At 71.0% G+C, this 17,970-nt stretch carries 20 protein-coding genes; 12 read left to right on the forward strand and 8 right to left on the reverse strand.

Annotation, left to right across the window (positions count from 1 at the left end; genetic code table 11):
* Nucleotides 1-60: 60 nt before the first annotated feature.
* From AB0J64_RS01080 to AB0J64_RS01100, 5 genes are all read left to right on the forward strand, one after another.
* Complete coding sequence (locus tag AB0J64_RS01080) at nt 61-147, forward strand: putative leader peptide (protein WP_357600959.1); 87 nt, start codon at nt 61-63, stop codon at nt 145-147.
* 107 nt (nt 148-254) lie between these two features.
* Nucleotides 255-1,943, forward strand: coding sequence for a nitrite/sulfite reductase (locus tag AB0J64_RS01085; RefSeq protein ID WP_364018671.1), 1,689 nt, complete (start codon nt 255-257; stop codon nt 1,941-1,943).
* Entirely contained in the window at nt 1,940-2,083 is a 144-nt protein-coding gene (locus AB0J64_RS01090; RefSeq protein WP_364018673.1) for an Insertion element protein, read from the forward strand. Before AB0J64_RS01085 ends, AB0J64_RS01090 begins: the two co-directional genes overlap by 4 nt.
* Nucleotides 2,080-2,808, forward strand: a complete 729-nt coding sequence (locus AB0J64_RS01095) for a phosphoadenylyl-sulfate reductase (protein ID WP_364018675.1) — start codon at nt 2,080-2,082, stop codon at nt 2,806-2,808. Before AB0J64_RS01090 ends, AB0J64_RS01095 begins: the two co-directional genes overlap by 4 nt.
* Before the next feature lie 59 nt (nt 2,809-2,867).
* A complete protein-coding gene (locus tag AB0J64_RS01100; RefSeq protein ID WP_364019202.1) occupies nt 2,868-3,569 on the forward strand; it encodes a sirohydrochlorin chelatase in 702 nt (233 codons plus the stop codon).
* Between the two features lie 6 nt (nt 3,570-3,575).
* Here AB0J64_RS01100 and AB0J64_RS01105 read toward each other — a convergent pair whose 3' ends face one another.
* Complete coding sequence (locus AB0J64_RS01105) at nt 3,576-4,295, reverse strand: DUF1707 domain-containing protein (RefSeq protein WP_364018677.1); 720 nt, start codon at nt 4,293-4,295, stop codon at nt 3,576-3,578.
* A gap of 558 nt (nt 4,296-4,853) precedes the next feature.
* On the opposite strand from AB0J64_RS01105, the gene AB0J64_RS01110 reads away from it, so the two are divergent.
* Nucleotides 4,854-6,188: an ankyrin repeat domain-containing protein gene (locus AB0J64_RS01110; RefSeq protein ID WP_364018678.1), complete on the forward strand. Its 1,335-nt coding sequence runs from the start codon at nt 4,854-4,856 to the stop codon at nt 6,186-6,188.
* A gap of 60 nt (nt 6,189-6,248) precedes the next feature.
* Here the strand turns inward: AB0J64_RS01110 and AB0J64_RS01115 are convergent, their stop codons facing one another.
* The 4 genes from AB0J64_RS01115 to AB0J64_RS01130 all read right to left on the reverse strand — a co-directional run bounded on the left by AB0J64_RS01115 (nt 6,249) and on the right by AB0J64_RS01130 (nt 9,906).
* Complete coding sequence (locus tag AB0J64_RS01115; protein WP_364018680.1) at nt 6,249-6,824, reverse strand: HD domain-containing protein; 576 nt, start codon at nt 6,822-6,824, stop codon at nt 6,249-6,251.
* Nucleotides 6,825-7,182: 358 nt separating this feature from the next.
* The gene (locus AB0J64_RS01120; RefSeq protein ID WP_364018681.1) at nt 7,183-8,385 is read right to left on the reverse strand and encodes a serine hydrolase domain-containing protein; all 1,203 of its coding nucleotides are present in this window, start codon (nt 8,383-8,385) and stop codon (nt 7,183-7,185) included.
* Nucleotides 8,386-8,458: 73 nt separating this feature from the next.
* Nucleotides 8,459-9,349, reverse strand: a complete 891-nt coding sequence (locus AB0J64_RS01125; protein WP_364018683.1) for a maleylpyruvate isomerase family mycothiol-dependent enzyme — start codon at nt 9,347-9,349, stop codon at nt 8,459-8,461.
* On the reverse strand, nt 9,349-9,906 hold the full coding sequence (locus tag AB0J64_RS01130; RefSeq protein WP_345002511.1) for a sigma-70 family RNA polymerase sigma factor: 558 nt from the start codon (nt 9,904-9,906) through the stop codon (nt 9,349-9,351). The genes AB0J64_RS01125 and AB0J64_RS01130 overlap by 1 nt, the downstream gene beginning before the upstream one ends.
* Before the next feature lie 151 nt (nt 9,907-10,057).
* Between AB0J64_RS01130 and AB0J64_RS01135 the strand changes: the two genes are divergently transcribed.
* Nucleotides 10,058-10,483 carry an OsmC family protein gene (locus AB0J64_RS01135; RefSeq protein ID WP_364018685.1) on the forward strand — a complete coding sequence of 142 codons (426 nt, stop codon included), beginning with the start codon at nt 10,058-10,060 and terminating at the stop codon, nt 10,481-10,483.
* A gap of 124 nt (nt 10,484-10,607) precedes the next feature.
* Nucleotides 10,608-12,743, forward strand: a complete 2,136-nt coding sequence (gene glgX / locus AB0J64_RS01140) for a glycogen debranching protein GlgX (protein ID WP_364018687.1) — start codon at nt 10,608-10,610, stop codon at nt 12,741-12,743.
* A 25-nt stretch (nt 12,744-12,768) separates the two neighbouring features.
* On the opposite strand, the gene AB0J64_RS01145 is transcribed toward glgX, so the two are convergent.
* Entirely contained in the window at nt 12,769-13,164 is a 396-nt protein-coding gene (locus AB0J64_RS01145) for a hypothetical protein (RefSeq protein ID WP_364018689.1), read from the reverse strand.
* A 121-nt stretch (nt 13,165-13,285) separates the two neighbouring features.
* Complete coding sequence (locus AB0J64_RS01150) at nt 13,286-13,672, reverse strand: helix-turn-helix domain-containing protein (protein WP_364018691.1); 387 nt, start codon at nt 13,670-13,672, stop codon at nt 13,286-13,288.
* Between the two features lie 64 nt (nt 13,673-13,736).
* Here AB0J64_RS01150 and AB0J64_RS01155 point away from each other — a divergent pair, with 64 nt between their 5' ends.
* The 3 genes from AB0J64_RS01155 to AB0J64_RS01165 all read left to right on the forward strand — a co-directional run bounded on the left by AB0J64_RS01155 (nt 13,737) and on the right by AB0J64_RS01165 (nt 16,167).
* Nucleotides 13,737-14,168, forward strand: coding sequence for a DUF4440 domain-containing protein (locus AB0J64_RS01155; protein WP_364018693.1), 432 nt, complete (start codon nt 13,737-13,739; stop codon nt 14,166-14,168).
* Nucleotides 14,169-14,243: 75 nt separating this feature from the next.
* On the forward strand, nt 14,244-14,972 hold the full coding sequence (locus AB0J64_RS01160; RefSeq protein ID WP_364018695.1) for a pyrimidine reductase family protein: 729 nt from the start codon (nt 14,244-14,246) through the stop codon (nt 14,970-14,972).
* Nucleotides 14,956-16,167 carry an ATP-dependent DNA ligase gene (locus AB0J64_RS01165; RefSeq protein WP_364018697.1) on the forward strand — a complete coding sequence of 404 codons (1,212 nt, stop codon included), beginning with the start codon at nt 14,956-14,958 and terminating at the stop codon, nt 16,165-16,167. Before AB0J64_RS01160 ends, AB0J64_RS01165 begins: the two co-directional genes overlap by 17 nt.
* Before the next feature lie 22 nt (nt 16,168-16,189).
* Here AB0J64_RS01165 and pgeF read toward each other — a convergent pair whose 3' ends face one another.
* Nucleotides 16,190-16,900: a peptidoglycan editing factor PgeF gene (pgeF, locus tag AB0J64_RS01170; protein WP_364018699.1), complete on the reverse strand. Its 711-nt coding sequence runs from the start codon at nt 16,898-16,900 to the stop codon at nt 16,190-16,192.
* A 92-nt stretch (nt 16,901-16,992) separates the two neighbouring features.
* Here pgeF and AB0J64_RS01175 point away from each other — a divergent pair, with 92 nt between their 5' ends.
* Nucleotides 16,993-17,925, forward strand: a complete 933-nt coding sequence (locus tag AB0J64_RS01175) for a hypothetical protein (protein ID WP_364018700.1) — start codon at nt 16,993-16,995, stop codon at nt 17,923-17,925.
* Nucleotides 17,926-17,970 lie beyond the last annotated feature (45 nt).

A 17,970-nucleotide genomic window follows, 5' to 3' on the forward strand; every position in this document is an offset into this window, starting at 1 on the left:
CAGTCCCACACTCTGGACCCTGTCTTGGACATACGGGACGGCCCGAGTATCTTCTTAGGTATGCCAGCGGACCCCATGCTCGTCGGTCGACGCCACGTCGACCTCCAGCGTGTCCGCAGTGCCATCTGTTGCGACGCCCGCATGTAACCCCATCCTTTTTCACCGCTGAGCGCGTCGCACCCTCCTCTCCACCCCTGCCCTCGATGACGAGGCAGGAGGAAACCTGCGCGCGCCCAAGATCCGAAGGACGCGCAATGAGCACCCCTGCCAGCCGCACTCCTGCCAGCCGGCACCACAAACGCCCGCGCGGCGAAGGTCAGTGGGCTCTCGGTTACCGTGAGCCGCTCAACAAGAACGAAGAGAACAAGAAGAACGACGACGGCCTCAACGTCCGCCAGCGCATCATCGACATCTACTCCAAGCGGGGCTTCGACTCGATCGACCCGGCCGACCTGCGTGGCCGCATGCGCTGGTACGGCCTCTACACCCAGCGCAAGCCCGGCATCGACGGCGGCAAGACCGCCATCCTGGAGCCGGAGGAGCTCGACGACCGCTACTTCATGCTCCGCGTACGCATCGACGGCGGCCAGCTCGACCTCGCCCAGTTGCGCACGATCGCGGACATCTCCAACGAGTACGCCCGCGGCACCGCCGACGTGACCGACCGTCAGAACATCCAGCTGCACTGGATCGAGATCGAGTCGGTGCCGGACATCTGGGAGCGCCTGGAGGCCGTGGGCCTGTCCACCACCGAGGCGTGCGGCGACACCCCGCGCGTCATCCTGGGCTGTCCGCTGGCCGGGATCGACGCCGACGAGGTGCTCGACGCGACGCCGGCGATCCGCGAGCTGCAGGACCGGGTCGTGGGCAACCCCGCGTACTCCAACCTGCCGCGGAAGTTCAAGTCCGCGCTGAGCGGCTGCCCTGCGCACTGCACGGTGCACGAGATCAACGACGTGGCGTTCGTCGGCGTGGTGAACGAGCAGGGCGAGGCCGGCTACGACCTGTGGGTCGGCGGCGGCCTGTCGACCAACCCGATGCTGGCCAAGCGGCTCGGGGTGTTCGTCCGGCCGGAGCGGGTGGGCGACGTCCACGAGGGCGTGGTCGGGATCTTCCGCGACTACGGCTACCGGCGGCTGCGGCACCGCGCCCGTCTGAAGTTCCTGGTCAACGACTGGGGAGTGGAGAAGTTCCGCGAGGTCCTCGAACAGGAGTACCTCAAGGAGCCGCTGCCCGACGGCCCCGCCCCCGAGCAGCCGCGCAGCAGCCGCCGTGACCACGTCGGCGTCTTCCCGCAGAAGGACGGCAACTTCTACGTCGGCTTCGCGCCCAAGGTCGGCCGGGTCGACGGCGACAAGCTGCACGTGATCGCCGACATCGCCGAGCGGCACGGCTCCGGCCGGGTCCGCACGACGGTCGAGCAGAAGCTGGTCATCCTCGACGTCGCGCCCGACCAGGTCGACTCGATCGTGGCCGAGCTGGAGGCCAACGACCTGCGGGTCAAGCCGTCCACGTTCCGCCGCCAGACGATGGCCTGCACCGGCATCGAGTTCTGCAAGCTGGCCATCGTCGAGACCAAGGCCACGGCCGCCGACCTGATCGACGAGCTGGAGCGCCGGCTGCCCACGTTCGACGAGCCGCTGACCATCAACGTCAACGGCTGCCCCAACTCCTGCGCCCGCATCCAGGTCGCCGACATCGGCCTGAAGGGCCAGCTCGTGGTGGACGAGAACGGCGAGCAGGTCGAGGGCTACCAGATCCACCTGGGCGGCTCCCTCGGCGTCGACTCCGGCTTCGGACGCAAGGTCCGCGGCCTCAAGACCACCGCCAAGGCGCTGCCCGACTACGTGGAGCGCGTCGTGCGCAACTTCGACACCCAGAAGAAGGAAGGCGAGTCGTTCGCCGACTGGGTGCAGCGGGCCGACGAGGCGGACCTCAAATGAGCGAGCGAGCGGTCCCGTTCCACTGCCCCTACTGCGGCGACGAGGACCTCGAACCCTACGAGGGGGACGGCGGCTGGTACTGCCGCGCCTGCTCCCGCGCCTTCAAGCTCAAGTTTCTCGGGATCGGAGTGAAGATATGACGCTGGTGGACATCGAGGTCGGTCTGAAACAGCAGCGGGGCACGCTCGACCTGCAGGACATCGTCGAGTCCGCCGCGACCTTCCTGGAGGGCGCCCCCGCCCGCGAGATCATCCGCTGGGCGGCGGCGACGTTCGGCGACCGGCTGTGCCTGACCTCCTCGATGAGCGACGCCCTGCTGATCGACCTGGTGAGCCGGGTCAAGCCCGGCGTTGACGTGCTGTTCATCGACACCGGTTACCACTTCGCCGAGACGATCGGCACGCGTGACGCGGTGCGCCAGGTCTATGACGTCAACGTGATCGACATCAAGCCGTCGCGGACGGTCGAGGAGCAGGAACGCGATCTCGGCCCGCGCCTGTTCGGCCGCAATCCCGACCTGTGCTGCTACCTGCGCAAGGTGGAGCCGCTCAACCGGGCGCTGGAGCCGTACCTGGCGTGGATCTCCGGCATCCGCCGCGACGAGTCGCCCAGCCGCGCCGACTCCAAGGTCGTCGAGTGGGACGCCAAGCGGCAGATGGTCAAGGTCAACCCGATCGCGGCCTGGACCCAGGAGGACGTCGACAACTACATCGCCGACAACGGGGTGCTGATCAACCCGTTGCACTACGACAACTACCCCTCGATCGGCTGCGCGCCGTGCACGCGGCAGGTCGCGGAGGGAGAGGATCCGCGCAGCGGACGCTGGGCGGGCCTGGGGAAGGTCGAATGCGGCATTCACCTGTGATCCCCAGCAGGGGACCTGTCCCGTTGGCAGGCGGGAGGGCCCCCGGCCGCGTGCCACTGGTGGCGGTGGCGCACGGGTCGCGAGATCCGCGTGCCGCCGCCACCGTGGCCGCGCTGCTCGACCAGGTGCCGCTGGACGTGCGCGTGGCGTACCTCGATCACTGCGCTCCCACGCTCGCGCAGGCCCTGAGCGGCCTGCAGGAGGCGGTCGTGCTGCCCCTGCTGCTCACGGAGGCCTACCACAGCCGGGTGGACCTGCCGGCGGCGCTGAACGACGTCCGGGCACGCGAGCCACGGCTCCGGGTGCACTATGGCGCCACGCTGGGGCCCCATCCGCTGCTGCTGACGGCGCTGGAGCGGCGCCTGGCCGAGTCCGGCGTGCCGGCCGGCGATCCGGACACGGCGGTGGTGCTGGTGTCGGCGGGTTCGAGCGACGCCAGGGCCAACGCGGTGATCACGGACCTGGCCCGCGCGTGGCGGCGTTCCGGCTGGTGGACGGTGTCGGCCGCCTACGCCTCGGCCGCCGGACCCTCCCCCGCCGAGGCGGTCGCCGCGCTCAGGCGGGCGGGCGCCCCAAGGGTGGCCGTCGCACCGTACCTGCTGGCGCCCGGCCATTTCGCGGACAAGGTACGGCGGAGCACGCTGGAAGCGGGCGCCGCGGTGGTGTCGGACGTGCTGGGCCCGGCGCCGGAGCTGGTGGACGTGCTCCTGGAACGTTACGAACAAGCCCAGCGGCGACAGCCGGTGTCGCTGGTCGGCTGAGCCCGCTCAGTAACCCCTTCTGAGGTTGCGACGCTCCTCGCGGAGCTGCCTTCCCAGCTCGCGGCCCTCCTGGCGCATCTGCCTGCCGAGGGCGCGCCAGTCCTCGCCGTGCAGGCGCCGCCAGTGCTCGCGCCAGGCCGCGAACCCGCGCTGCAGCGGCTGCGCCCGCGAGTCGCCGATCACCTTGACGTCGCCCATCACCGCGTACGCGCGCACGCGCACCACGGGGACGTTCATGCCGGGGGCCGCCTCCAGGACGTCCACCTTCTTGTCGCCCATGACGGCCACGCCGTCGAGGTCCACGTTGACGCCGTCGGGCACGATGATCTTCACGTCGCCCATCACGGAGACGGCGGTGATGTCCACCATGTCGGTACGCACCTCTGCCTCACGCAGGTCGAGCACCACGTCGCCCATCACGGCCACCGCGCCGAGCTCCTGGTCGATCCGCCAGGTGCCGCGGCGCTTGGCGTCGCCCATGACGCCCACGTACCACCGGCGCTTCCTGCCCTCGTGGTGCACGGGGGCGGGCGCCGGCATGGCTCCTGACGGCAGGTCCTGGGTGAGGAGGGCCAGCTCCGCGTGTGTGGTCGCGGAATAGGCGGCCTCCGTGCGGTCGGTCAGCTCGGCGAGCGTGAGCCTGCCGTCGACCGAGGCGACACGGAGCTGCTCGACGACGGCCTCGCGCTCGGCGTCCGACGCGCGGAGCTCCCCGGGATCAGTCATACTCGCAACATATCGCGTTTGCCGAATATTGACCCTCCTCCCGCGGGAGGAAAACATGTCATCCCTTGTAGGTGTTTGAACCCAGACGGGGCTTTGGCGCGTACCAAGCGATGACACCGGGCCCCTGGCTTGGTCCGGGGCGCGGCCGGACCAAGCCAGGCATGAACTGTTGACGGCGCTCGCTACGTGAACCTGTGGTTGCCCCAAGAATGGCGATGGGCTTTCTGAGGCGATCGACTGCGACTGAAGGTAATCGAATGGTAATGTTCAGTCACAGCCGGGTGCCTGACGGGCGCCCGGTCCCCGCCCCCATTGGTGTCCGCACCAACGGGACAGCGTCCGGCGGGGCGGTGGCCCAAGAGCCGCACTCCCTCCAGGAATGCGGAGTCAGGCCCCGACAACGCGGTTCTCAGCCACGGTCCGCCCGGCTCACCGGACGGACGCGGCATCGGCTTCCACCGGATCGCATCCTGGCGTCGGCCTGCATGCGACGAGGCCACGCTGATGTCCGTTTCGCTCATGTGAACACAGAGAGCCGAAGACGCTAGGGTCCCTGTCATGGAACAACAGCTCTACCGCGCGGCGTTGAACGGCGACTCGGAGACCGTGGGCAAGCTGCTGGCCGGCGGCGCCGATCCCAACAGTGCGAGCGACGAGGGACTGCCGCTGTGCGCGGCCGCCGCGTGGGACCGCGTCGAGGTGGCCGATGTGCTGCTGACGGCCGGCGCCGACGTGAACGGCCGGGAGTCCGGCGGCTGGACGGCGCTGCTCTGGGCCGCCGCCAACGGCCACGCGGCCACCGCCAAGGCGCTGATCGAGGCGGGAGCCGAGGTCGACGGGGCCAACGACGACGGTGACACCCCGCTCTCGCTGGCCGCCAGGCGCGGCGCGCTGGGCGTGGTCCAGGTGCTGCTCGAGGCCGGTGCCGACGCCAGCAAGTACGACGGCGACGGCGACACGCCGCTCGACATCGCCACCTCCTGGGTGGGCGTGCACCTGGAGAGCGCGCTGCTCGACCAGATCGAGCAGGAGGGCTGGGAGTACGTCGTGACCCGCCAGTACGCCAAGGACGGCACCGAGCTCGTCACGGTGGCCGGGCGCTCGGCCGACGGCTCCGAGACCGAGCAGGTGCAGGCCCAGCGCGGCCACGCCGCCGTCGCGACCCTGCTGGAGGAGGCCCAGGGCACGTACACGCCGGTGGACCAGCTCGTGGCGCGGGCCGTGGCGCACCGCGACGTCGACGAGGACGCCGAGACCTGGTGGGTCGTGGCCGACACGCTGGGCAAGCGGGCCGATGACGAGACGTTCGAGGCACTGGCCACGTTGTGCGTGAGCGAGGACGCCAGGGAGCGGGAGTTCGGCGTGGACGCGCTCGCCCAGTTCGGGTTCAGGGAAGGCGGGAAGCCCTATCTGGAGCGCACGCTGCCGCTGCTGCTGAAGATGGTCACCACGGAGAGCAATCCGCAGGTGCTGCGCTCGGTACTGGCCGCGCTCGGCCACCAGGGCGACCCGCGGGCGCTGCCGGCCGTCCTGGACATCATCGGCCGCCCGGGGCACAAGCGCACGATGACGGACCCCATCGCGCTGGCCGACGTGCTGCCGCCGGACCACGAGGAGGGGCTGGCGCTGCTGATCGAGATGAGCCGGGACGAAGAGGCCGAGGTGCGCGACTGGGCCACCGCGGGGCTCGCGGGGCTGTCGGCCGACACGCCGCAGATCAGGGAGGCCCTCGCGGACAGGCTCGGGGACGCGGACCTGACCACGGTGGCCGAGGCCACCCGCGGGCTGGCCGTCCGCGGCGACGCCCGGGCCGAGCAGGGGGCCGCGCGGGTGCTGGCGGAGAGCGACGACGAGTACGCCAGGGACCTCGTCACCCAACCGGCCACCGACTGACCGCAGCACCTGCCGCCGCCCTGCCCCGCGATCGAAGGGTCAGGGCGGCCGGGCGGGGGCTCAGTCGCCGTTGAGCACGCGGGTCACCCACTCCAGGGTGCCCGTGCGCAGGGCCTCCTCGGCGAGGCGCTTGCCGGTCGGGGTCGTGATCGCGGCCAGCGAGCTGTCGATCCACCCCTGGACGTTCTGGTGCCCCTGCTCCCGGTATTCGACCGCCTGGAGCAGGCATTCCAGTTTGTCGGCGTCACGGGCGCAGACGGCTTCGAGGCTGGCCTTCTCCTCGTACTCCCCCACCGCGTCGGCCACCATGTCCGCCACTTCTGCGGACACCCCTCGCACCTGGTCGGCGGTGACGTCCTCGTTGCGGGCCGCTTTGAGGTAACGCTTGCCGATGTACGGGATGTCGGTGATGCGGGTCTCCTGCGTGTCGTGGAAGAGGCTCATGAACGCGGCCCGCTCCGGGTTGCCGCCCTCGAGCTTGGCGATCATGCCGGCGATGACGGCCGCGCGGAAGGAGTGGTCGGCGATGCTCTCCGGATCGCGTACGCCCGCGACCAGCCACCCGGTCCTCTTGTAGCGCTTGAGCAGCCCGAACTCGTACAGCAACCCCGCCAGCCCCGTCGCCTCGTCATCCACGGGGACCCCCTTTCCTCTGTGCGAAATGCGTGGTGCCGGTCCAGCGGCGAATGCCGTGACCCAGCAGAGTGGTCACGGCATTCGCCCGCCGCCGCCGTCGAAATGGCTCAAACGATCTCCCGCCCGGTCACGGCGTCAACCGGCTTTCGCGTGCGAGATGTCACCGGCGCCTGCCCGGCCGGGGGAGCAGACCTCGCTCGTGCCGCCCACGCCCTGATCCGTGCGGTCGTACCGGCAGGCGCTCGGACAGAACAAGGCGTACCCACGCGCATATTCTCGGCTACCTCCCCGAAGCCAAACAACGCGTCAAGTCCTGCGGGCGTCACTCCGGCCTTTCCGGCCGCACGGCCCGTGGCCCTCAGTCGTCGAGTGCCGCGTACGCCGTCGTCCAGAAGTCCACGAACGCGCGCGGCAGCCGCGGCCCGCCCAGGGCCCGCTGGGTGAGCAGGATGCCCACCACGTCCTCGGTGGGATCGACGGCCATCGAGGTGCCCAGGCCGCCGTCCCAGCCGAACCGTCCCGGCCTGGTGGCAAGGTCCACGCGGCGGCCGTTGATCCCGACCCCGAACCCCCAGCCGCCGCCCGAGGCGAAGAAGATCTCGCTGCCCGCCTTGTGCTCCGGCAGGAGGTGGTCGGTGGTCATGAGCTCGACCGACGCCCGCGACAGGAGCCGGCCGCCGTCGTAGCGGCCCTTGTCGAGCAGCATGCGGCAGAAGGCCAGGTAGTCGTCGGCTGTCGAGAGCAGGCCCGGCGCGCCGCCGCCGGACGGGAAGGCCGGTGGACGGTCCCAGGCCCCTTCTCGAGGGCCGTTCCTGCGCACCAGTTTGCCCGTCGCGGGGTCGAGGGCGTAGGACCCCGCCAGCCGGCCGAGCTTGGCGGCCGGCAGGTGGAAGCCGGTGTCCCGCATGCCGAGCGGCTTGAAGACCCGCTCGCGCAGGAACCCGTCGAACGGCTGCCCCGCGGCACGCGCGATCAGCACGCCGAGCACGTCCATCGAGGTGTGGTACATCCACACGGCTCCCGGCTGGTGGACCAGCGGCAGCGTGGCGAGCCGCTTGATCCACTCATCGGGCTCGACCGTCGGCCCGTCCACCCCGACCCCGAGCCCGGCCTCGTCGATCGCCCGCTGGATCGGGTAGCTGCCGGGAGGCGCGATGATCGCCCCCAGGCCGAGGCGGGAGGTCAGCAGGTCGCGCAGGGTGATCGAGCGCTCGGCCGGCACGGTGTCGTCGACCGGCCCGTCGATCCGCCGCAGCACGCGCCGCCCGGCCAGCTCGGGGATCAGGTCGTCCACCGGGTCGTCCAGCCGCAGCCGGCACTCCTCGACGAGGATCATCGCGGCCACGGCGGTGATGGGCTTACCCATCGACGCGAGGCGGAAGAGTGTGTCCCGCCGCATGGGCGCGCTGCCGCCGACCTCCGTCGTGCCGTGCTCGGTCACGTACGTCTCCCCGCGCCGATGCACGAGCGCCACCAGCCCCGGCGCCTCCCCGTGCGTGACAGTGTCGTCGAGCGCCTTGCGCATGCGCCTGAGTCCGGCCTGGGACAGCCCACCGCTCATCGTGACTCCCTGTGTCGATCCGACTCCCATTCTCACAAGGACAGACCGGCGGCCGCCCGGGAAATCATCGGAATCAGGGGCCGGAGAGCGCGGGCGCCGTGGCGAGGACGTCCCTGGCCAGCGAGAGGTCGCCGGCCAGCTCGGCGGGGAACTCGGCCGGGTCTCCCCTGCCGCCCAGCAGGAAGCAGAACTCCACCACGTCCGCCGTGATGTGCGCGTCCGGCGTGCCGGGCCCGGCGTCCTCGACACCCAGCGGGACCTGCCACTCGCCCCCGCCGTCGCCCGTCAGGGTGAGACGGAGGGTACGGCCGGAGCCGTCCAGGCCCGACAGGAGCATCGTCCAGGGCAGCAGGCGGGCGCACAGGTCGGCGGTCGGGCGGATGTGGTCCGCGAGGGGGTCGGGCAGGTGGATCCGGGCGGTCCGGGCGGCGTCGGCGGTGTGGATCCAGGTCTCCAGGCATCTCGCCAGGATCTGGTCGCGTACCGGCACCTCCATGCCGTCCAGCGTCGCGGGGGTCGTGGGCGGCAGGTCCGCCAGGTGGCGGCAGAGGGCGTCGGCCTGGGCCCGCCAGTCCCTTCTCGTCTGCTCGGGGCTGCGGGCGCGCTCGTACGCCTGCACGTCGCTCGTACGTCCCAGCGAGTCCGTCGCCCCCATGGGCGGGCCCAGCACGGGAGCCCCCACGGAGGCGGCCAGCAGGCCGTCCTTGGCGGCCAGGTGGGCGACGAGCTCCTGGAGGGTCCAGCCCTCGACGACCACGCGCGACCAGTCGTCGTCCTCGGCCGAGGCGAGCAGCGCGTCCATCGCGGCCACCCGGCCCGCGTACGGCTCCGCCCAGGGCGCGGTGGGAGCCGCGGGCCTGCGCCGGGCCCTGGCCCCGGCCAGGAGCTGGGGCCGCAGCGAGCGGGCCGGCACCCCCGGGTCCTCCATCATCGCGTCCAGGTAGAGGCGCTCGACGGGGTCCATTACACCTCTTCCTCCGCAAGCGCGTCCGCCAGGCGTCTCAGCGCCAGCCGGATGCGCGATTTGGCCGTGCCCTCGGGCACGCCCAGTTCCTCTCCTACCTGCCGGTAGGTCCTGCCGCCGAAATAGGCGAGCTCCACCGCCTCCCGGAGGCCGTCGGGCAGCGACGTCACCGCCTGCCGCACCCGCTCGGCCTCGTCGGCGGCGAGCACGGTGTCCTCCAGTCTCGCGGGTTCGCGCTCGAACAGCCTCGGCCCCAGCGCGGACACCCGCCGGCGCTCCTCGGCGCGTACATGGTCGACCGCCCGGCGGTGCGCGATCGTCGCCAGCCACGCGCGTAAGGTGCCACGCTCGGGGTCGTAGGCGAGCGGCCGCTCCCAGAAGACCAGAAAGACCTCTTGAGTGATGTCCTCGGCGATCACCCGGTCCCTGGTGACCCGCAGGGCGAGACCGAAGATCAGCGGGGAGAGCCGATCGTAGACCTCGCCCAGCGCGGACTCGTCGCCGCCGACCACCCGCCGGTGCAACAGGCGGTCGTCGTACGGTGCCTCCACTGGCACCACACTCCTGTGTAATCCGGACCAAGGCGGCGGGTGCGCCGCGACCCGAGCATGTCATTATTCGCCGGAAAAGTAGAGCCGGATGACCGGCGGCCCGCACTTTGCCCACTCGCGATAAGGTCGGAGGACCACTACGGAGGGAGCAAACGCCATGGCCACCACCCGCACCGCCACCACCGAGTGGAGGGGCGCCCTGATCAACGGCTCGGGCACGGTCTCGCTGAACTCGTCGGGCGTGGGCACGTTCGAGGTCTCCTGGCCGTCCAGGGCCGAGCAGGCCAATGGCAAGACCTCCCCTGAGGAGCTCATCGCCGCCGCCCACTCGTCCTGCTTCTCGATGGCGCTCTCGCACGGGCTGGCCGGCGCCGGCACCCCGCCGGAGTCGCTGGAGACGAGCGCCGACGTGACGTTCCAGCCGGGTGAGGGCATCACGGGCATCGTGCTCACGGTGAAGGGGCAGGTGCCGGGCATCTCGGCCGAGCAGTTCCAGGAGGCCGCCGAGACGGCCAAGGCCAACTGCCCGGTCAGCAAGGCCCTGGCGGGCACCACGATCATGCTCAAGGCTGAGCTGCTCTGACTGTCCGACGCTTGCCGACACGCCCGGGGGCGCCCTTTGCGGCATGTTGGGGTGCCCCCCTGTACGAAGGGCGATCGGGTTATTGAGAGACCAAGAGCACGTTCGCATGCGACAATACGGTCACATGCGTGAGGTCTGGCCGGGCGAGCCCTATCCCCTCGGCGCTACCTGGGATGGCGTGGGCACCAGCTTTTCGGTGTTCTCGGAGGTCGCCGAGCGGGTCGAGCTGTGCCTTTTTCACGATGACGGCACCGAGGAGCGGGTCGATCTGCCCGAGGTCGACGGGTTCGTCTGGCATGGTTATCTGCCGGGCATCCAGCCGGGGCAGCGGTACGGCTTCCGCGTCCACGGGCCTTACGAGCCGTCCCAGGGCCACCGGAGCAACCCCGCCAAGCTGCTCCTCGACCCCTACGCCAAGGCCATCGACGGCGAGCTGACCTGGAACCAGGCGCTGTTCCCCTACTACTTCACCGACCCCTCCAGGCGCAACACCGAGGACAGCGCTCCCTACATGCCGAAGAACGTGGTGATCAATCCGTTCTTCGAGTGGGGCAACGACCGGCCGCCGCGCATCCCGTACCACCAGACCGTGATCTACGAGGCCCACGTGCGCGGGCTCACCATGCGCCACCCCGACGTGCCGCCCGACCAGCGCGGCACGTACGCGGGCATGGGGCATCCCGCGGTCATCGAGCACCTGCTGTCGCTCGGGGTGACGGCGGTCGAGCTGATGCCGGTGCACCACTACATCCCCGAGCACTTCCTGGTGGCCCGCGGGCTGACCAACTACTGGGGCTACAACACCATGGCCTACCTGGCGCCCCACGGCGGCTACTCCAGCGCGGGGACGCGGGGGCAGCAGGTGCTGGAGTTCAAGGCCATGGTGCGGGCGCTGCACGAGGCGGGCATCGAGGTCATTCTCGACGTGGTCTACAACCACACGGCCGAGGGTGACCACATGGGGCCCACGCTGGGGTTCAGGGGGATCGACAACGCCGCCTACTACCGGCTGCACGACGGTGACCGGCGCTACTACCTCGACTACACCGGCTGCGGCAACTCCCTCAACGTCCGCTCGCCGCACGCGCTCCAGCTGATCATGGACTCGCTGCGTTACTGGGTGCTCGACATGCACGTCGACGGGTTCCGGTTCGACCTGGCCTCGGCGCTGGCCAGGGAGCTGCACGACGTCGACCGGCTGAGCGCGTTCTTCGACCTGATCCAGCAGGACCCGGTGATCTCGCAGGTCAAGCTGATCGCCGAGCCGTGGGACGTGGGTCCCGGCGGCTACCAGGTCGGAAATTTCCCGCCCTTGTGGACGGAGTGGAACGGGAAATACCGCGACATCGTGCGAGATTTCTGGAGGGGCACTCATTCCGCCCTCCCCGAGTTCGCCTCCCGCCTGACCGGCTCCGCCGACCTCTACGAGTCCTCCGGACGCCGCCCGGTCGCCTCGATCAACTTCGTGACCTGTCACGACGGGTTCACCCTCGCCGACCTGGTCTCGTACGACCACAAGCACAACGAGGCCAACGCCGAGGACAACCGCGACGGCACCAACGACAACCGCTCCTGGAACTGCGGCGCGGAGGGCCCCGTCGAGGACCCCGAGATCGTCCGGCTCCGCCGCCGCCAGCGGCGCAACTTCCTGGCCACCCTGTTCCTGTCGCAGGGCGTGCCCATGCTCTCCCACGGCGACGAGCTCGGGCGCACCCAGCGCGGCAACAACAACGCCTACTGCCAGGACAACGAGCTGGCCTGGGTCGACTGGTCGATGGTGCACACGGAGACGGAGCTGCTCGACTTCGTCAGGGCGCTGTCGAAGCTGCGCCGCGAGCACCCGGTCTTCCAGCGCCGCCGCTTCTTCCACGGCCGCCATCCCGACGACGGCAAGCGCGACCTGGTCTGGCTCACCCCGGGCGGCAAGGAGATGACGGCGGGCGACTGGCACATCGGGTACGCCAAGTCGCTCATGGTCTACCTGAACGGCGAGGCCATCACCGAGCCGGGGCCGAGGGGCGAGCGGATCGCGGACGACTCGTTCCTGCTGCTCATCAACGCGCACCACGAGAACATGCCGTTCACGCTGCCGGGCGAGGAGTGCGGCACGGGATGGGTGCCCGTGCTCGACACCAGCCACGACACGATGGAGGAGGCGTTCGTGGACGAGGGCTGGCAGGCGGGCGACGTGGTGGCGGTCACGTCCCGTTCCCTCCAGGTGCTCCGCCAGCCCCGCCGCACTCCGGGAAACTCCCGATAGACGGCGGCGCCGCGACGGGTCGGGCTCAGAAGAAGCGGGGCGCACTGGCGGTGAGGAGCACCAGCGCGAACGTCGCCACGCCCGCCAGCCCGTGCAACGTCACCGCCAGCGCCGGGAACCCCCGGCCGCTCACCTTGTGCCGCCCGGCTCCGAGCCACCGCGTGAACATCGCGAACCCGAGCAGCGCCGCCGCCGCCAGTCCGCCGAACGCCACCCACGCCAACGCCTGGCTCCCCGTGACCAGCCCGGCGATCCAGCACACCAGCGCCGACACGGCCAGCGCCGGGTGGGCGAACACCAGCGCGGCCGGGAACCGGGTCACCTTGGCCCGGCGCAGGCCGCCTCCGGCCAGCCAGAAGTAGAGCAGGTACACCCCGGCGAGCGCGGCGACGGTCCATGCGGCAGCGGTGACCAGACCCACTGGGCCTCCCTCCCCATCCCTGCCGTCACGGTAAGCACATGAACGCCCGTACGTCCTCGGAATACACAAAAGCGCTATATGTCCTGAAACATGTCCTTAAACCACCCCTCCCCCGGCCGTGTCACTCCGCTGATGGCGGGAGGTGTTCGGCTCCCCAGTCCCACAGGGCCTGCAGCACGGGCCCGAGGCCGCGCCCCTGCGGGGTCAGCTGGTAGCGGGTGCGCGGCGGCCAGCCGGGCCGGCGGTGCCGGGTGAGGACGCCGGCCTGGGTCAGTTGCGCCAGCCGGTCCGACAGGACCTTGTCCGACAGCGCCGGCAGCGCGTCCCGGAGTTCGGTGAACGTACGTTCGCCCCGCAGGAGCTCGCGTACCACCAAGGTCGTCCAGCGGCCGCGCAGCACGGCGAGGGTGATCTCCACGGGGCACGCCGGGTCGGGTTCGGTGACGGCGGCCGACGGGTCGTCGGGCAGGCCCGGCCTGACCGCATGACCAACCATTTGGTGAGCCACGATGGCGCCTCCTAGCGTTCCGTATCTCAGGTGTTTCTACCGTGCGGAAGGACGTGGACGGACAATGCGGGAGCTTGCGGAGCGGGCGGAGGACGTGCCGGCGGTGTTCGCCGAACGGTTCAACAGCGGCGACCTGGCGGCGCTGGCCGAGGTGTACGAGAGCGAGGCGGTGTTCGTGCCCGAGCCGGGCCTGCCACTGACCGGCGCGGAGGCCCAGGCCGCCAACGCCGCGTTCGCCGGCCTCGGGGTGCCGATCAGCGTCCGCCCGCGGCACGTCTACACGACCGGCGACCTCGCGCTGCTCATCGTGGACTGGACGATCGACGGGACAGACAAGGACGGCGAGCACGTCCACATCGAGGGCACCGCCACCGACGTCGCCCGGCGCGGCGAGGACGGGCGCTGGCGGTACGCGATCGACAACCCGTTCGGTGTGCTGCGCCCGGCCGACGATGTCCCGGCCAGAGATGGAGACGCCGTCTCGAGGGCTCGATGATGCCCGCCGTCGGGGCCGACCGGCCGGTAAGGGGCGTGGGCGTGGGTTGTCGGTGGGGTGTGCCAAGGTAGAGGAGTGCGGCGCATCTATCCCGACATAAAGGACAATCCGGACATCGTTCAGGCGTATGCCTACCCCGAGGACCGGCCATGGCTGCGGCTCAACATGGTGGCCAGCGCCGACGGCGCGGCCTGGCTGAAGGGCCGGTCAGGCGGCCTGTCCAGCAGCGGCGACAAGCAGATCTTCCAGATCCTGCGCGGCCTGGCCGACGTCGTCGTCGCGGGGGCCGCCACCGTGCGCAAGGAGGGCTACGGCCCGATCAAGCCGCGTGAGGCGTGGGCCGCGATCCGCGCGGGCCGGCCCGACGTGCCCCCCATCGCGGTCATCAGCCGCAGCCTGGACTTCGACCTCGAGCGGTTCGCCGACGCCCCCAGCAGGACGATCGTGATCACCTGTGAGGCCGCCCCGCAGGAGCGGCGCAAGGCGGCGGCCAGGGGCTCCGACGTCGTCGTCGCCGGACAGGAGGGCGTCGACATGCGGCGGGCCGTGGCCGCGCTGCACGAGCGCGGCCTGACCAGGATCCTGTGCGAGGGCGGCCCCAGGGTCAACGCCCAGCTCTCGGCGGACGACCTGGTCGACGAGCTCTGCCTGTCGATCAGCCCGATGCTGGTCGGGGGCGGCGCGGCGCGCATCGTCAACGGCGAGCCCGCGCAGGTCACACTGGGCCTCAGCCAGGTGCTGGAAGAGGAGGGGGTCCTCTTCTGCAAATACACGAGGGAGCCGAGCGATGAGCGAACCGACTGATCAGACTGAGCCCGTCGAAGAGCCGGCGCCCATCGAAGGGCGCGTCGAGAGGCCCGTCGATGGGCCCGTCGAGGAGCAAGAGCCGGAGCCGGTGCCCAACCTGCCGGTGCGCCCTCCCGTGCCGCCCATGCTGGCCAAGCCGGTCAAGGCCATGCCCAAGCAGAACGGCACGCTGTTCTACGAGCCGAAGTGGGACGGCTTCCGCTGCATCGTGTTCCGCGACGGCGACGAGGTCTACCTGGGCAGCCGCAACGAGCGGCCGTTCACGCGCTACTTCCCCGAGCTGGTCGAGGCGGTCAGGGCCGAGCTGCCGGACAAGTGCGTGGTGGACGGCGAGATCGTGCTGCCCAGGGGGTCGCAGCTCGACTTCGACGCGCTGCAGCAGCGCATCCATCCGGCCGCCTCGCGGGTGAAGTTGCTGTCGGAGCAGACTCCGGCCCAGTTCATCGCGTTCGACCTGCTCGCACTGGGCGACGAGTCGCTGATGGAGGAGCCGTTCTCGGAGCGGCGGGCGCGTCTTGAGCGGATATTTCCGGAAAAGGGAGAGGCCATCCGGCTGACCCCGGTCACGACCAGCGACGAGCAGGCCGCCGAGTGGTTCGAGACGTTCGAGGGCGCGGGGCTCGACGGCATCATCGTCAAGCCGGGCGACCAGCCGTACGTCCCCGACAAGCGCACCATGTTCAAGGTCAAGCACGAGCGCACGGCCGACGTGGTGATCTGCGGCTACCGCGAGCACAAGTCGGGCCCGGTCGTGGGGTCGCTGCTGCTCGGCCTCTACGGCGACGACGGCCGGCTGCACCATGTGGGGGTGGCGGCCTCGTTCCCGATGGCGCGCAGGGCCGAGCTGGTGGAGGAGATCAGGCCGTACATCGCGGAGCTGAGCGAGCACCCCTGGGGCCACTGGGCCGAGCAGGCGGCGGCCAACGTCGGACAGCCCGCCACCGGTCCCTCGCGCGGCGGGCAGCGGGTGCCGGGCGCGGTGTCGCGGTGGAACGCCAAGAAGGACCTGTCGTTCATCCCGCTCAGGCCGGAGCTGGTGATCGAGGTGGCCTACGACCAGATGGAAGGCGACCGGTTCCGGCACACCGCCCAGTGGCGGCGCTGGCGGCCCGACCGCACCCCTGAGTCATGCACGTACGAGCAGCTCGAGCGGCCCGTCAGCTACGACCTGGACGACATCCTGGCCCGCTAGACCGCAAACGCAGGCCCCGATGTCAGCGGGCGAGCCAGACGAGCCCGGCGAAGCGGCCGCCCGGCTGCTCTCTGCGGTGCGAGTACAGCTCTTCCGACTCGATCGTGCAGCGGGCGTCATGGCGTACGTCCGGCAGCCCCGCCGCACGGAGCTGGGCCTCGATCCCGGCCCGCAGGTCGAGCGCGGGCGTGTCCCACGACGTCGTGGACCACGTCTCGGGAACGCGGGCGGCCACCCGCTCGCGCAGCTCGGGGGGCACCTCGTAGCAGCGGCCGCACGCGCCGGGCCCGATCAGCGCGACCATCCGCCCCGGCTCCGCGCCCTTGGCCGCCATGGCCGCCACCAGGGCGCTCGCGATGCCCGCCTCGGTGCCCGGGCGGCCGGAGTGCGCCGCGCCGACCATGCGCGCCACCGGATCGGCCACCAGCACCGCCGGGCAGTCGGCCCCGAGCGAGGCCAGCGCCAGGCCCGGCTCGGTGGTGAACACCCCGTCGAGCGCCGGCGGATCGTCCCCGAACGGCTCGCTCACGTAGGCGACGTCGGCGCCGTGGACCTGGCGCATGAACACGATGCCCCGCACGCCCAGCTCGGCCGCCAGACCTGCCCGGTTGGCCCGCACGGCCTCCGGGTCGTCGCCGACCATTCCGCCGAGGTTGCGCGCCCCGTACGGCGGGACGCTGACGCCTCCGTGTCGGTCGGTGACGGCGACATGCACTCCAGGGGCCAGCTGCATGGCTCGATCCTAGAGCGCCTGCCGGAGGGCCGCCTGGTGGGGCGGGCACTACGCTCGGGCGTGCGGAGTATTCATGACGAGGAGCCTTCCCGATGACGAACCTTGCCGACCTGCACGCCCTGATGGCCCGGCTCGGGCATCCGGTGGCCGGGACCGCCTCCGCTGTGGAGTCGCGGTTCGCGGACGGGGCGCCGTACCGGTTCGAGATCCCCAGCGTCGAGGGGCCCGCCGTGCTCGAGTCGGTGGTCGCCGAGGCCGACCGGCTGGGCGTGCCGATCGCCAGGACGTCGCAGGGCAGCGGCGTGATGATGCTGACGGACGCCGAGATCTCCGACATGGCGAGGATCGGGGCCGAGCGGGGCATCGAGATCAACCTGTTCCTCGGGCCGCGGGCCGCCTGGGACACCGGCGGCCAGGCCAAGCTGACCCAGGCCGTCGGCGCGGCCGCGCGGGGGAACGCGATGGTGGCGGCGTGCGTGGCGGACGCGCTGCGGGCCTGCTCGCTGGGCATCCGCAGCCTCCTCGTCGGCGACGTCGGCACGCTGGAGGTGCTGCGCGCGCTGAAGGATGACGGCACGCTGCCCGCCAACCTGGTGCTGAAGACGTCCGTGCTGATGCCGCTCACCAACGGCCCCACCGCGGCGGTCTTCGAGCGGCTCGGCGCGAGCACCGTGAACGTGGGCACCGACCTGACCGTGCCGCACCTGGCCGAGATCCGGGCTGCGACCAGGCTGCCGATCGACCTTTACCTGGAGGTGCCGGACGACCAGGGTGGGTTCGTACGGTTCTACGAGGCGGTGGAGATCGTACGGGCCGCCGCGCCGGTCTACCTGAAGATGGGGCTGCGCAACGCGCCCAACATCTACCCCTCCGGCTCGCACCTCGGGGCGGTGCCGCGGGAGCTGGGGCGTGAGCGGGTGCGGCGGGCGGCGCTGGTGCAGCGGCTGATCGAGCAGCTCGACCCCGCGCTCGGCAAGCAGGTCGGCGCCGGACCCGCCCCGGACCTGGGCGTTCCCGAGCTCTAGGCGCTCAGGCGGTGGACCCGCCCTCGGCCTGGGCGTTCCCAAGCT

This window comes from Nonomuraea sp. NPDC049695, assembly GCF_040674955.1.
Taxonomy (GTDB): Bacteria; Actinomycetota; Actinomycetes; order Streptosporangiales; family Streptosporangiaceae; genus Nonomuraea; species Nonomuraea helvata.

Excerpts from the sequence above, each read along its gene's own strand:
- AB0J64_RS01080 (WP_357600959.1), top strand. The coding sequence starts at position 61 with ATGCCAGCGGACCCCATGCTCGTCGGTCGACGCCACGTCGACCTCCAG.
- AB0J64_RS01085 (WP_364018671.1), top strand. The coding sequence starts at position 255 with ATGAGCACCCCTGCCAGCCGCACTCCTGCCAGCCGGCACCACAAACGC.
- AB0J64_RS01090 (WP_364018673.1), top strand. The coding sequence starts at position 1,940 with ATGAGCGAGCGAGCGGTCCCGTTCCACTGCCCCTACTGCGGCGACGAG.
- AB0J64_RS01095 (WP_364018675.1), top strand. The coding sequence starts at position 2,080 with ATGACGCTGGTGGACATCGAGGTCGGTCTGAAACAGCAGCGGGGCACG.
- AB0J64_RS01105 (WP_364018677.1), bottom strand. The coding sequence starts at position 4,295 with ATGACTGATCCCGGGGAGCTCCGCGCGTCGGACGCCGAGCGCGAGGCC.
- AB0J64_RS01110 (WP_364018678.1), top strand. The coding sequence starts at position 4,854 with ATGGAACAACAGCTCTACCGCGCGGCGTTGAACGGCGACTCGGAGACC.
- AB0J64_RS01120 (WP_364018681.1), bottom strand. The coding sequence starts at position 8,385 with ATGAGCGGTGGGCTGTCCCAGGCCGGACTCAGGCGCATGCGCAAGGCG.
- AB0J64_RS01125 (WP_364018683.1), bottom strand. The coding sequence starts at position 9,349 with ATGGACCCCGTCGAGCGCCTCTACCTGGACGCGATGATGGAGGACCCG.
- AB0J64_RS01135 (WP_364018685.1), top strand. The coding sequence starts at position 10,058 with ATGGCCACCACCCGCACCGCCACCACCGAGTGGAGGGGCGCCCTGATC.
- glgX (WP_364018687.1), top strand. The coding sequence starts at position 10,608 with ATGCGTGAGGTCTGGCCGGGCGAGCCCTATCCCCTCGGCGCTACCTGG.
- AB0J64_RS01155 (WP_364018693.1), top strand. The coding sequence starts at position 13,737 with ATGCGGGAGCTTGCGGAGCGGGCGGAGGACGTGCCGGCGGTGTTCGCC.
- AB0J64_RS01165 (WP_364018697.1), top strand. The coding sequence starts at position 14,956 with ATGAGCGAACCGACTGATCAGACTGAGCCCGTCGAAGAGCCGGCGCCC.
- pgeF (WP_364018699.1), bottom strand. The coding sequence starts at position 16,900 with ATGCAGCTGGCCCCTGGAGTGCATGTCGCCGTCACCGACCGACACGGA.
- AB0J64_RS01175 (WP_364018700.1), top strand. The coding sequence starts at position 16,993 with ATGACGAACCTTGCCGACCTGCACGCCCTGATGGCCCGGCTCGGGCAT.